Origin of the sequence: uncultured Agrobacterium sp. (genome assembly GCF_913777885.1) — a bacterium.
In the GTDB taxonomy this organism is placed as follows: Bacteria; Pseudomonadota; Alphaproteobacteria; order Rhizobiales; family Rhizobiaceae; genus Agrobacterium.
In genome coordinates, this window is sequence record NZ_CAJYTV010000011.1 from 594,857 (window position 1) to 607,407 (window position 12,551).

General features: G+C 57.2%; 10 protein-coding genes. 5 read left to right on the forward strand and 5 right to left on the reverse strand.

The genetic code is table 11. The features are described 5' to 3' along the window. Positions 1-254 precede the first annotated feature (254 nt). Positions 255-1,544: a citrate synthase gene (gene gltA, locus QZ869_RS11360; protein ID WP_296018848.1), complete on the forward strand. Its 1,290-nt coding sequence runs from the start codon at positions 255-257 to the stop codon at positions 1,542-1,544. A gap of 199 nt (positions 1,545-1,743) precedes the next feature. Next, positions 1,744-2,181, forward strand: a complete 438-nt coding sequence (locus QZ869_RS11365; RefSeq protein ID WP_296018846.1) for a PACE efflux transporter — start codon at positions 1,744-1,746, stop codon at positions 2,179-2,181. Positions 2,182-2,272: 91 nt separating this feature from the next. Here the strand turns inward: QZ869_RS11365 and QZ869_RS11370 are convergent, their stop codons facing one another. From QZ869_RS11370 to QZ869_RS11385, 4 genes are read right to left on the reverse strand one after another with little or no spacing between them, the layout of a single operon-like run. Further along, the gene (locus tag QZ869_RS11370; RefSeq protein WP_296078142.1) at positions 2,273-2,881 is read right to left on the reverse strand and encodes an ABC-type transport auxiliary lipoprotein family protein; all 609 of its coding nucleotides are present in this window, start codon (positions 2,879-2,881) and stop codon (positions 2,273-2,275) included. A gap of 29 nt (positions 2,882-2,910) precedes the next feature. Further along, positions 2,911-4,281: an MlaD family protein gene (locus QZ869_RS11375; protein ID WP_296018844.1), complete on the reverse strand. Its 1,371-nt coding sequence runs from the start codon at positions 4,279-4,281 to the stop codon at positions 2,911-2,913. A gap of 2 nt (positions 4,282-4,283) precedes the next feature. Beyond that, positions 4,284-5,123, reverse strand: a complete 840-nt coding sequence (locus tag QZ869_RS11380; RefSeq protein WP_296036136.1) for an ABC transporter ATP-binding protein — start codon at positions 5,121-5,123, stop codon at positions 4,284-4,286. A 10-nt stretch (positions 5,124-5,133) separates the two neighbouring features. Then, on the reverse strand, positions 5,134-6,291 hold the full coding sequence (locus QZ869_RS11385; protein WP_296018840.1) for an MlaE family lipid ABC transporter permease subunit: 1,158 nt from the start codon (positions 6,289-6,291) through the stop codon (positions 5,134-5,136). A gap of 145 nt (positions 6,292-6,436) precedes the next feature. On the opposite strand from QZ869_RS11385, the gene dgcA reads away from it, so the two are divergent. Next, entirely contained in the window at positions 6,437-7,420 is a 984-nt protein-coding gene (dgcA, locus tag QZ869_RS11390) for an N-acetyl-D-Glu racemase DgcA (protein WP_296100073.1), read from the forward strand. 24 nt (positions 7,421-7,444) lie between these two features. Here the strand turns inward: dgcA and QZ869_RS11395 are convergent, their stop codons facing one another. Then, entirely contained in the window at positions 7,445-8,275 is an 831-nt protein-coding gene (locus QZ869_RS11395; protein ID WP_296104618.1) for a UDP-2,3-diacylglucosamine diphosphatase, read from the reverse strand. Between the two features lie 231 nt (positions 8,276-8,506). Here QZ869_RS11395 and QZ869_RS11400 point away from each other — a divergent pair, with 231 nt between their 5' ends. Both QZ869_RS11400 and QZ869_RS11405 read left to right on the forward strand, forming a co-directional pair. Further along, positions 8,507-10,825: an NADP-dependent malic enzyme gene (locus QZ869_RS11400; protein WP_296104619.1), complete on the forward strand. Its 2,319-nt coding sequence runs from the start codon at positions 8,507-8,509 to the stop codon at positions 10,823-10,825. 145 nt (positions 10,826-10,970) lie between these two features. Beyond that, positions 10,971-12,170, forward strand: a complete 1,200-nt coding sequence (locus QZ869_RS11405; protein WP_296104621.1) for a DUF2865 domain-containing protein — start codon at positions 10,971-10,973, stop codon at positions 12,168-12,170. The last annotated feature ends 381 nt before the right edge of the window (positions 12,171-12,551 follow it).

Sequence of the window (12,551 nt, forward strand, 5' to 3'; positions counted from 1 at the left end):
GCCCTCTTAAGCCCCTGCAAGCAGTTTGCAGCTTGCAGATTCGGATTGCAATCGCCTGCAGCGATTAAGGAAGCATTGACTTAAAATGAAACAGTTGAGGCGCGAAACGATTAGATCAGCATATTCCAATTCTGCAATGCACAATTTGCCTTTTGGATAGCTTGGCATCTTGGCGCGGATCATATAGCTAAATCCCTGACGCTTAATTGGCCGATGCGTCACTCCCGCATCGCCTGCATATTCGGAGGTATGGTATGACGGAAAAAAGCGCGACAGTGACCCTCGGCGACAAGACGGTCGATCTGCCAGTACGAGAAGGTACGATCGGTCCGAACGTCGTCGATATCGGCACCCTGTACAAACACACCGGCTCCTTCACCTACGATCCCGGTTTTACCTCGACCGCTTCATGCGAATCCAAAATAACCTACATCGATGGTGACGAAGGCGTTCTGCTGCACCGTGGTTACCCGATCGAGCAGCTTGCCGAACAGGGCGACTTTCTCGAAACCTGCTATCTCCTGCTTTACGGCGAATTGCCGACAGCCGCACAGAAGAAGGACTTCGACACCCGTGTGACGCGTCACACCATGGTGCATGAGCAGATGAGCCGCTTCTTCACCGGCTACCGTCGCGACGCCCACCCGATGGCCGTCATGTGTGGCACAGTTGGCGCTCTGTCCGCATTCTACCACGACTCGACAGACATCACCGATCCACACCAGCGCATGGTCGCTTCGCTGCGCATGATCGCCAAGATGCCGACGATCGCGGCCATGGCCTACAAGTATCACATCGGCCAGCCCTTCGTTTACCCGAAGAATGACCTCGATTACGCATCGAACTTCCTGCACATGTGCTTTGCGGTGCCGTGCGAAGAATATAAGGTCGATCCGGTTCTGGCACGCGCCATGGATCGCATCTTCATTCTCCATGCCGATCACGAGCAGAACGCGTCCACCTCGACCGTTCGTCTTGCCGGTTCCTCGGGCGCAAATCCCTTCGCATGTATCGCAGCCGGCATTGCATGCCTCTGGGGCCCTGCCCACGGCGGCGCAAACGAAGCAGCGCTCAACATGTTGAACGAAATCGGCACCGTTGATCGTATTCCGGAATACATCGCTCGCGCCAAGGACAAGAACGATCCGTTCCGCCTGATGGGCTTTGGTCACCGCGTCTACAAGAACTACGATCCTCGCGCCAAGCTCATGCAGAAGACGATGTATGAAGTGCTGGAAGCGACCGGAAATTCCGACGATCCGATCATGCAGGTCGCACTCGAACTGGAAAAGATCGCTCTCTCGGACCCCTACTTCGTCGAGAAGAAGCTTTATCCGAATGTCGACTTCTATTCCGGCATCACGCTGAAGGCTCTGGGCTTCCCCACGACCATGTTTACCGTTCTTTTCGCTCTTGCCCGCACAGTCGGCTGGATCGCTCAGTGGAACGAAATGATCGAAGATCCGCAGCAGCGTATCGGTCGTCCGCGTCAGCTTTACACCGGCGCACCCAAGCGCGACTATCTTCCGGTTTCCAAGCGCTAAACCGTTCGGACAATCCAAACAAAAAAGCGTCTCTCATGGGGCGCTTTTTTTATGTTTCTGACGCTGTCAGAGTGGTTCGCCGCACAGGCAGAGACTTGAAGCAAAAACCGCTTGCCCTTATATCGGGCCTGTGAGGACGACCTCGGCCATGTCGGCAAGAGCATTCGGGACGGCCCGGTGATTATCTCGGGAGTTTCCCATGCGCAGCATAGGCGATCGTATCCGCCACGCTCTTAGCTTCGAAATTATTGGCCTTGCTCTGGTCGTCCCGCTCGGCGCGCTTGTTTTCGGCATGCCAATGAGCGACATCGGCATCGTCGGTGTTGTCAGCGCAACCGTCGCGACGGCTTGGAATTATCTCTACAATCTGGGTTTCGATCATATCTTGCAGCGCCTGCGTGGCACCACGCTGAAGACGACACCCATAAGAGTTGTCCATGCCGCTCTTTTCGAGCTCGGACTTCTGATCGTCCTGATGCCCTTTATCGCCTGGTACCTCGGCATCGGCATTATCCACGCGCTCATCATGGACGTGTCCTTTGCCTTGTTCTACGTGGTCTACGCCTTCGTCTTCAACTGGGCCTATGATGCGATCTTTCCCCTGCCGGAATGGCAGAAGGAAGCCGCGGCCAAGTAATGCTTTCGGGCTCACCGTATAGGGAATTGTACAGAAAAACGCCGCGCATCCGATGATGTCGCGGCGTTAATTCTGAGACCTCAGGTGCCGATTACAGAGCCTTCAACGTCCAGGCAACGATCTCGCGAGATGCAGATGCAAAGGCCGCGTCCAGGGCCTTGACGAAGTTGGCGTTCCCCGTACCGCTGACGCGAGCGCTTGCACGGAACACATCCTGTGCCCGAACCGTCCCGTTGCGATCATTCAACAACTGTACCGAAATCTCAATGTTGGCGACGTTGTTCTTTGTGTCGACTTCAAAGGCACGAATATCCGTCACAACCTGATAGTCGATTGCAAGCCCCTGCCCCGGACGTCCCACGCCGCCCAGCCTGCCGGTATCCTGGAAGGCTTCGACCAGCTTGGATTGCACCATGCGCGGAAGACGGTCGCTCCATTGCGACTTGGCCAAATACTGGACTTCGGAGTTCGACAGCCTCACGACGATGTTCTCGCTGTCGAGCGCCTTGAGAGCTGTCGGCTCAGCGACCAGCAACTGGCGCGATTTCAGTGATGGCGCCTGCGTGACTGGCGCGGGTGAAACCGAGAGATCGAACGTATCGTTCGTCGCACCGCCGCCGCATCCAGCCAAAAGCGCTCCCAGCAGAGGCATCATCACGGCAAACTTCGTCGAGACCGGGGCGTTTTTCCGGCGAGGCATCTGCAAAATCATGGAATCACTAACCCCCATCAGCGCCGTGTCCGGCCATCATATTGTTTTACGTTCTCGCCACCGAAAATCAGACGCTGCGGATCGCGGTCGAAATTGGTGATCGTGCTGTTCAGATTGTCCACCGTCTGCCGTGTGCTGCTGATCAGCGCCTGCAAATCTCTCAGACCCCCATTCGAGAACCGCGCCAGATTGTCGGCAATCGGACCGATACGCGCATTGAGGTTGTCGGCCACAGCCTTGAACGAGGTGAGTGTCTCGCGCGCCTTGGCAAAAAGCGAATTGGCGTCATCGGTTCCGAGCATGCCGTCGACTTTCGCCAGAATTCCGTCAACGCGGTTCGATGCCATGTTCAGCTTGCGAGACATGTCGGTAAAGTCGGCAATAGCCTGATCGATGTCCTGACGACGTGTTCCCACGTCATCGGCAATCTGGCGGAAGGTGGAGATGGCCTGGCGGGCATCGGCGGTCGCTGCCGAAACATCTTCCACGGTATTGCTCACCTTCGCCGCATCGACAGAGGCCAACAACGCGTCGGCGCGCTTGATCACGGTCTGCACGTCAGCACTTGCCTGTTCGAAATTGGCCGAGGTGCGCTGCACTGTCTCCATCACTGTCTGAATGCCGCTGGAGGAAGCAGCCACGTCGGCTGTAACCTTGTCGACATTGGTCAGGATCGAATCGATCTTTTGCGAATCCACCGCCTTCACCAGATCTTCGACCGCCGTCAGCGTACCGTCCAGGCGAACGGAGACGGACTGAACCGTCGTCGAAAGAGAACTCAGGCTTTCCAGAAAGTTTTCGATACCATCGGAGTTGGAAGCGAGCGCAGCGGAAAACTTCTCGGCGTTGCGAACAGTTTCCGTCAGGGGACCACGAGCGTCCTGAACGAAGCCCTGCAATTCACCGATCGCGCCATCGGCACGCTTCAATATCTTATCGGCTGTGGCCAACAGGTTCGTCACACTCGACAGATCCGCCGTCAGTTCGGCAGGTACGCCGGTTTCGAAGGATTTCTGGAGAATGCGTTCCTCATTGCTGCGACCGCCGGAAAGCTCGATATAGGCAGCACCCGTCAGGCCCTGAATTTCAAGGACGGCGCGGGTCGATGGGAACACGGGTGCATCTGCCTGCACTTCCGTATAGGCAATCGAGTAGGCCGGATCGTCCCGGTCGATCGAAAGACCACGCACCGTACCCACCGGGATACCGTTGAACCGCACCGGCGAACCAACGGACAAGCCGTTTGCCGATCCGGGAATACGGATCGTCAACTGAGCCGTCGGACCGCCGCGACCGAACTCGGCCATCCAGTAGACGAAGCCGAATGCTGCCGCGACCACGATCAGCGTGAAAATACCAACAATGGTGTAATTCGCCTTGGTTTCCATGCCTATCCGTTACTCCCCGGAATCTGTTGCGTGCCATCCGGAAGGACGACTGCGCGAGCCCGCTTTCCGCGGAAATATGATTGGACCCAGGGATCGTCGTTGTTGAACATATCCTCGAGTGTACCTTCGACTGCCACCTTGTTGTTGCCGAGAACGGCAATGCGGTCGCAGACTGAAAACAGACTGTCGAGATCGTGGGTCACCATATAGACGGTCAGCCCCATCGAATCGCGCAAGCGCGCAATCAGCATATCAAATTCTGCAGCACCGATCGGATCGAGACCCGATGTCGGCTCGTCCAGAAAAACCAGATCGGGATCGAGCGCCAATGCGCGCGCAAGCGCGGCGCGCTTGATCATGCCGCCTGAAAGTTCAGATGGAAATTTGTCACCGGCATCCGGCTTCAGCCCCACCATTTCGATCTTCAACGCAGCAAGCTCATCCATGAGCTTCTGCGGGAGGTCGAGATATTCGCGCATCGGCAGCTGAATGTTTTCCTTCACAGTCAGACCGGAGAAGAGAGCACCCTGCTGGAAAAGCACGCCAAGACGCGTGTCGAGCGACATGCGCTCCTCGTCCGATGCCTTGTCATAATCAGTCCCGAGAATCTTGATGGTTCCGCCCTGGCGCGGCAAGAGCCGCAGCACAGTGCGCATCAACACCGACTTGCCCGCACCGGACGGCCCGATGAAGCCTAGAATTTCACCGCGATAGACATCGAGATCGAGATTGTCGAGCACGACCTTGTCGCCGAAGCTGACGGTCACGCCCTCGACGGACAGGACGACCTCGCGGTCCTTCTTGCTCTCTTTGCTATCGGGGGCTTGTTCTGGTTGATCCACAGCCTTCTCCTTAAAAATCGATGGCTGCGTAGAAGATGGCGAAGAGGCCATCCACAAGAATAACCACGAAGATCGACTTCACCACGGACGACGTGACGTGCTTGCCGAGCGATTCCGCGCTACCACCGACCTTCATGCCCTCAACAGCCGCTACGATTCCGATGATCAGTGCCATGAATGGCGCCTTGATCATGCCGGACGCAATCGTTGAGCTTTCGACGGCGGCGTGAAGACGCGACAGGAAGACCTCAAAAGTAATGCCAGAATAAAGGAGCGACACCACCGCGGCGCCAAACAGTGCGGAAAAGTTTGCGATGATCGTCAAAAGCGGCAGAGCGATTGTCAGCGCCACGAGACGCGGAAAGACGAGGACGCCAACGGGATTGAGACCGATGACCTTCAACGCGTCGATTTCCTCACGCATCTTCATCGAGCCGATTTCGGCGGTAATGGCGCTGCCTGAACGGCCAGCGATCATGATGGCAGTCAACAGGACACCGATTTCGCGCAACTGCAAAATGCCGACGAGATCGACGACGAACACTTCAGCGCCGAAATAGCGAAGCTGAAAAGCACCCTGTTGCGCGATGATCGCGCCGATCAGAAACGACATCAGCACGATGATCGGCACGGCGCGCACGCCCATATTATCAACCTGGTTGACGATGGCGGCAGGCGATACGCCGCGCCCTCGTCCGAGCTTCATCTGCGCGCCACGCACCGCGGAACCCAGAATATACATGCCCGCCAGAAAGTCAGAACCTGCCTGCACGACATTGCGTCCGACCGGATCGAAGATACGGCTGGCAATGCTGCGCTTTTGCGTATCCTTCGGCGGCAGCGGCGCTTCATCGGGAAGCGAGGTAATGATCTCCTCGACCTTCTCGTTGCCCTCGAAGCTCACCTCAGAGCCAGATGCTTCCAAACGACTGCGCAGGCGATGCAAAACCCAGGCGCCCGTCGTATCGATATTGTCGATGCCGGAAAGGTCAATCTTGATTGCGCCGGATGCAGCTTTTTCGAGCTTGTCGAGTTCAGGCAGTACGGCAGAGATATTGGCATTACGCCAGGATCCGGTCAGCACATAGCGCGCGCCGCCGCGTTCCGCGCCGTCATCCGCCGAGATTGCAGCCGGTTCCACCTGCTTGCCTGGTTGCTGTTCTTGCATATTTCTCCGCGCGAATGCAGCTTATTGAAAGATTCTCTTAACGATTCATATCGTTTGCCGGACCAGCAAGCCACAGCGGTGCTCCGTAAATGGATAGAAATTTTGCGGGTTCCACGCATTTAACCCCAACTATAAGGCAATTTTTATGGGCCGTTACCTCGAAGCCACAGCACATACCTTTCCAGTTGCAGGAAGCTTCACCATTTCCCGGGGAAGCCGCACGGAAATCCACGTCGTCACCTGCGCTATTACGCAGGATGGCATCAAAGGTCAGGGCGAATGCGTACCCTATGCCCGCTATGGCGAGACGATAGAAGGGGTTCTGGCAGATATCGACGCGGCCGCAAAAGCAATTGCATCGGGCCTGGACAGACAACACCTGCAGCAGGCGATGAAACCGGGCGCCGCGCGCAACGCCGTGGATTGCGCTTTATGGGACTTGGACGCAAAGCTCACGGGTCAACCTGCCTCCTCGCTCATTCTTCCTGCGCCGCCAAAGCCGATTCTGACTGCCTATACGATTTCGCTCGCGGATGCGGAAACCATGGCGGCGAAGACCAGAGAAAACGCCCATCGCCCCTTGCTGAAAATCAAGACGGGAACGCAGGATGACGAGGCTCGACTGCGCGCCGTCCGTGCGGCGGCGCCTGACGCGAAAATCATCGTGGATGCAAACGAAGGATGGGATGAAGACAATATCGAGCGCCACATGGCTATTGCCGCGGAACTCGAAATCTCTCTCATCGAACAACCTCTGCCTGCTGGTAAAGACGATATTCTGGCGAAAATCCGCCGCCCTGTGGCGATCTGCGCCGATGAAAGCGTTCATCTGACAAAGGATCTGGCGTCGCTGAAAGATCGTTACGACGCGATCAATATCAAGCTCGACAAAACAGGTGGTCTTACAGAAGCGATCGTGATGAAACAGGAGGCCGAACGGCTGGGCTACACGATCATGGTTGGCTGCATGCTGGGCACATCTCTCGCCATGGCGCCCGCCGTTTTACTGGCTCAGGATGCGGCGTTCGCAGATCTCGACGGTCCGCTGCTGCTTGCAAGGGAACGCGAACCAAGTCTTGTCTATGAAGGATCGCTCGTACATCCTCCGCGGCCGGAACTTTGGGGATAAAAACGCGAGCCGCGGAAGACCTTCTTATGCGGCTTTCGAACTGATCATCTTGGGAAATGCGACCGGCTCCAACTGGCCAAGCTTTGGCTCTACGGTTTTGTCGCTGGTCTGCATCCAAGTGATAAGTTCGAAGGTGCCGTCCATGTTTTCGGCAATCGCAGTGCAGCTTTCCACCCAGTCGCCGGTGTTGATGTAGCGGATACCGTCGATATCCTCCATCACTGCATGGTGAATATGACCGCAGATCACGCCATCGACCTTGTTGCGGCGCGCCTCATCCGCCACGACGCGCTGGAACTCACCGATGAAATTCACCGCGTGCTTCACCTGCAGCTTTGCCCAGGCCGAAAAAGACCAATATGGCAGGCCAACGCGGCGGCGCACGGCAGCAATAGCGACATTGACGGCAATGGCGGCATCGTAAGCCCAGTCACCAAGATAGGCGAGAAGACGCGCATTGCGCACCACGACATCAAACTCGTCTCCATGCAGCACGAGATATTTTCGTCCATCTGCAGCCTCATGGATCATGCGCTCGGCGACTTCGATGCCGCCGAAATGCGTACCGGGGAATTCGCGCAGGAATTCGTCATGGTTTCCGGGAATGTAGACGATGCGCGCACCCTTACGCGCTTTGCGCAGAAGCTTCTGGACCACGTCGTTGCAGCCCTGCGGCCAGTACCAGCTGCGGCGAAGACGCCAGCCATCGATGATATCGCCGACGAGAACGATCGTATCCGCCTCGTGATACTTCAGAAAGTCCAAGAGAAAATCCGTCTTGGCTGCTTTCGAGCCAAGATGCACATCGGAAATGAAGAGCGTCCGGAAGTGTCTGGTTTCGGTCTCAGCAGCCATGAATTCGTCCCCTCGTCTCAGGAAAGGCGTTTGGAAATCTTTCAGCTCTTGGAAAACCAGACTCGTGTTTCAGCAAGATGACAAAGCGGCACTTCGATGGCCGGGGTCCTGGCTTTTTGCGAATAGCGACATTTACGCTTTTGCATACCACCCCCCAAATAAACGGCTGTACCACCGGTATGTTTGTTGTATGCAAAGACCTTCACGATAATTGAAATAAGCGGTGAAAAGATGAGTTCTCAGGACAAGGGCACGACGCCAAGCAAGAGCACGAGCAATGCGGATCTGGATGAGCAGGCGCTTTTCTACCACCGCTATCCTCGCCCCGGAAAACTTGAAATCCAGGCATCCAAACCGCTCGGCAACCAGCGAGATCTGGCACTTGCCTATTCGCCAGGGGTTGCAGCCCCGTGTCTTGCTATCCATGAGAATCCTGAAACGGCAGCGGAATATACTGCACGCGCCAACCTTGTGGCGGTGATTTCCAACGGCACCGCCGTCCTCGGTCTGGGCAATATCGGGCCGTTGGCATCAAAGCCCGTCATGGAAGGCAAAGCCGTCCTCTTCAAGAAATTCGCCGGCATCGACGTCTTCGATATCGAAATCGAGGCGCCCGGCATCAACGACATGGTGTCTACCATTTCGGCGCTGGAGCCGACCTTTGGCGGTATCAATCTCGAAGATATCAAGGCGCCGGAGTGCTTCGAAGTCGAGCGCCAGCTGCGCGCTAAGATGAACATCCCGGTCTTCCACGACGATCAGCATGGTACGGCCATCATCGTTGCCGCAGCCGTGACCAATGCTCTGGAACTTGCAGGCAAGTCTCTTTCCGACGTCAAGATCGTTGCCTCCGGTGCCGGTGCGGCGGCTCTCGCCTGCCTCAACCTACTTGTTGAGATGGGCGCAAAGCGGGAAAACATCTGGGTCCATGATATTGAGGGCCTCGTCTACGAAGGCCGCAACACACTGATGGACGAGTGGAAGGAAATCTACGCGCAGAAGACCGAAAAACGCGTGCTGGCCGAATCCATCGAAGGCGCCGATGTTTTCCTTGGTCTGTCGGCTGCTGGCGTTCTCAAGCCCGAGCTTCTGGCCAAGATGGCGGAAAAGCCGCTGATTCTGGCATTGGCCAACCCAAAGCCTGAGATCATGCCGGATGAAGCGCGCGCTGCCCGCCCTGACGCGATGATCTGCACGGGCCGTTCCGACTTCCCGAACCAGGTCAATAACGTCCTCTGCTTCCCTTACATCTTCCGCGGTGCGCTGGATTGTGGCGCAACCAGCATCAATGAAGAAATGAAAATGGCAGCCGTTCGCGCCATCGCCGAGCTGGCCCGCGAAGAAGTCTCCGAAGTCGCAGCAAAGGCCTACAGCGAAGAAACTCCGGTCTTCGGCCCGAACTACCTCATTCCGTCACCGTTCGATCCGCGCCTCATCCTGCGTATCGCGCCGGCGGTTGCCCGCGCAGCTGCCGCAAGCGGTGTCGCTTCGCGACCGATCACGGATTTCGATGCCTATCTCGACCAGTTGAACCGGTTCGTGTGGCGCTCCGGCTTCATCATGAAGCCGATCTTCAACAGCGCCAAGAGCGCGGAAAAGAAGCGCATCATCTTTGCGGAGGGCGAAGACGAGCGCGTGCTGCGCGCAGCCCAGGTTCTCCTCGAAGAAGGAACAGGTGTTCCGATCCTGATCGGGCGTCCGCAGATTATCGAAACGCGCCTGAAGCGCTTTGGCCTGCGCATTCGTCCGAATGCCGATTTCGCCGTCGTCAATCCCGAAGACGATCCGCGCTACCGTGAATATGTCGACGACTACTTCGCGCTTGTCGGTCGCGCCGGCATCAATCCGGAAGCAGCCCGCACGATCATACGCACGAACAGCACGGTCATCGGCGCGCTTTCCGTCAAGCGCGGCGAGGCGGATGCGTTGATCTGCGGTCTTGAAGGCCGGTTCGACCGGCACTTGCGTGACGTGAACCAGATCATCGGCAAGCAAGAAGGCGTGCAGTCCTTCGCTGGCCTCAGTCTGCTGATCACACAGCGCGGCGCGCTGTTCATGACGGACACCTTCGTCAACTACGATCCAAGCTCTGAAGACATTGCTGAAATGGCGATGCTGGCGGCCAAGGAAATCAAGCGCTTCGGCATCACGCCAAAGATCGCGCTTGCCAGCCATTCAAACTTCGGATCGCGTGATTCTGCCAGCGCCCGCAAGATGCGCGCTGCGTTGCAACTCGTTCGCGATGCAGCGCCGCATCTGGAAATCGATGGCGAAATGCAGGGTGGCTCAGCGCTTTCGGAAATTCTGCGCAAACGCGCCATGCCGAACAGCGCGCTTTCCGGCGAGGCGAACCTCCTGGTGTTTCCGAACCTCGATTCGGCCAATATCTCGCTTGGCATCGTCCGCACCATGACGGAAGGGCTGCATGTCGGCCCGATCCTGCTCGGTACCGCGCTTCCGGCCCACATCCTGTCACCGACCGTCACGTCTCGCGGTGTGGTCAATATGGCAGCGCTCGCCGCCGTGCAGGCGTCTCATCCCTCTGCGTGAGGACTTTGGCCGGCCGGCATTGCGTTATTTCCAATTAACGCAATTTTGAAACTGCTGTTGCCGCATTGCGGCACAGCCCTATGCTATCCTGAACTTAATCATGCTGCGCGCGTTCGTGATTGATGTTGAGAAGGATGCCGACTGAATGCTGACGGGCCTGCATAAATCCGCCTTACCTGTTTCGCCACGCAGCATCCGGCTTATCGGCTCTGTGCTGGCCGCCTGCCTCGTTGCCCCGCTTACGACGCAGGCACAGGACATCTGCCAAACGCTCGAGGCACAGCTTAGACAACCCTCAAACTCCAGGCAGGTCATCGGCAACACGTCGGAGGTGCGACGGTTCGCCAATGCGCTGACGCAGCAGAATCTCGTCATACGCCGCATCAAGAACGATCTGCGACGCTATGGCTGCTCATCCGGCAGCGTCATCGTTTATGGCAACCCCAACACCGATCTGTGCCTGGAAATCACCGATGCGCTGACGCAGGCCGAAGCCGAGCGGGACATGATCGAGCAAGACCGCAATCATGCGCTTTCGCAACGGCGCACCGTTGACGCGGACCGACAAGACCGCATCATGGCGGCACTTGAGGCAGAAGGTTGCCTTGACAGACGTCCGTCCGATTATGCCGCCATAGATCCTGTGCCCGATACACAGCCGCGCGACTATACTGACCCGCTTCGCGACGATGATGGCTGGGGCAATGGCTATGCGCCCGGTCCCGACATACAGGTTCAAGGCGAGCTGAGGACGCTTTGTGTACGCACATGCGACGGTGCCTTCTTCCCGATCTCGTCCAATGCATCTCCGCAGGATTTCCCGGAGCAGGCGGCGCAATGCGAGCGGATGTGCCCGGGAACCGAAACTGAACTTTTCTATCATGCCATGGTGGGACAGGAGAGCTCCGACATGGTTTCGGCAAAGACTGGCCAGCCCTATAAGTCCATGCCGACCGCCTTCGCCTACCGGAACGGCTCGCCGTCTTCGCGCTCTGCGTCATGCAGTTGCAACATGGCAGCCTATCATCAGGAAATGAAGCGGCAGGAGCAGCAGGCGAGCGCACCTCAATCTCTGCCAAATCATTCCTCTTTCAACGAGACGCCGTCCACCCAGCCCTACTCGGGTATCACCCGCATTCCCTCCCCCCAGCCTGAGACCAAAAAGCCCGCAGATCATCCTGCATCCTCACAAGAGGAAGCCAAGGCTGCCCCTGTTCCAGAACGCGATTACGATCCGAAGAACAGCAAGGTCCGCGTTGTCGGCCCCCAGTTTCTCCCGGAAGAAACCAGCCGCATCGACTTGAAAAATCCCGCATTGAAAGGTGCCCAGCCACAGCAAGAATAGCGTGAGGGCTTGAAGCCCGTCCCGCAAAAGCATGCAGTGGTTTTGGAAGCCGACCTGCGAAAAAAGCAGACATCGAAAGCAAGATCGCGACACGATTGTCTCCTCGCCAGAGGAACTCCAGCCAACCGACGTTGACCGGAGAGACCTCTGACTGAGCGATCCTTTAGCGTCGAGCGATGACTTAGAGTCTCCACAGACGTGGACGGCTTCAGTTCGCCAGCGCACTTTACCGCGAGGATGCATCGCACTCTTGCCTAGAGCGTTTCCTTGTTAAATAGAAACAGTTCTGTTGGTTCAAACGGGATCGACTGATTGTCCGGGCGGCGCGTGCCGTAGCCAACGCATACGGCCAAGCCGTCCGGGCAAGCAGGTGGCCCGTTT

What these genes read in the sequence shown, in the direction of transcription:
- QZ869_RS11375 (WP_296018844.1), bottom strand. Translation starts at nt 4,281, where the DNA reads ATGGAAACCAAGGCGAATTACACCATTGTTGGTATTTTCACGCTGATC.
- QZ869_RS11400 (WP_296104619.1), top strand. Translation starts at nt 8,507, where the DNA reads ATGAGTTCTCAGGACAAGGGCACGACGCCAAGCAAGAGCACGAGCAAT.
- QZ869_RS11370 (WP_296078142.1), bottom strand. Translation starts at nt 2,881, where the DNA reads ATGCCTCGCCGGAAAAACGCCCCGGTCTCGACGAAGTTTGCCGTGATG.
- QZ869_RS11395 (WP_296104618.1), bottom strand. Translation starts at nt 8,275, where the DNA reads ATGGCTGCTGAGACCGAAACCAGACACTTCCGGACGCTCTTCATTTCC.
- QZ869_RS11365 (WP_296018846.1), top strand. Translation starts at nt 1,744, where the DNA reads ATGCGCAGCATAGGCGATCGTATCCGCCACGCTCTTAGCTTCGAAATT.
- gltA (WP_296018848.1), top strand. Translation starts at nt 255, where the DNA reads ATGACGGAAAAAAGCGCGACAGTGACCCTCGGCGACAAGACGGTCGAT.
- QZ869_RS11385 (WP_296018840.1), bottom strand. Translation starts at nt 6,291, where the DNA reads ATGCAAGAACAGCAACCAGGCAAGCAGGTGGAACCGGCTGCAATCTCG.
- QZ869_RS11405 (WP_296104621.1), top strand. Translation starts at nt 10,971, where the DNA reads ATGCTGACGGGCCTGCATAAATCCGCCTTACCTGTTTCGCCACGCAGC.
- dgcA (WP_296100073.1), top strand. Translation starts at nt 6,437, where the DNA reads ATGGGCCGTTACCTCGAAGCCACAGCACATACCTTTCCAGTTGCAGGA.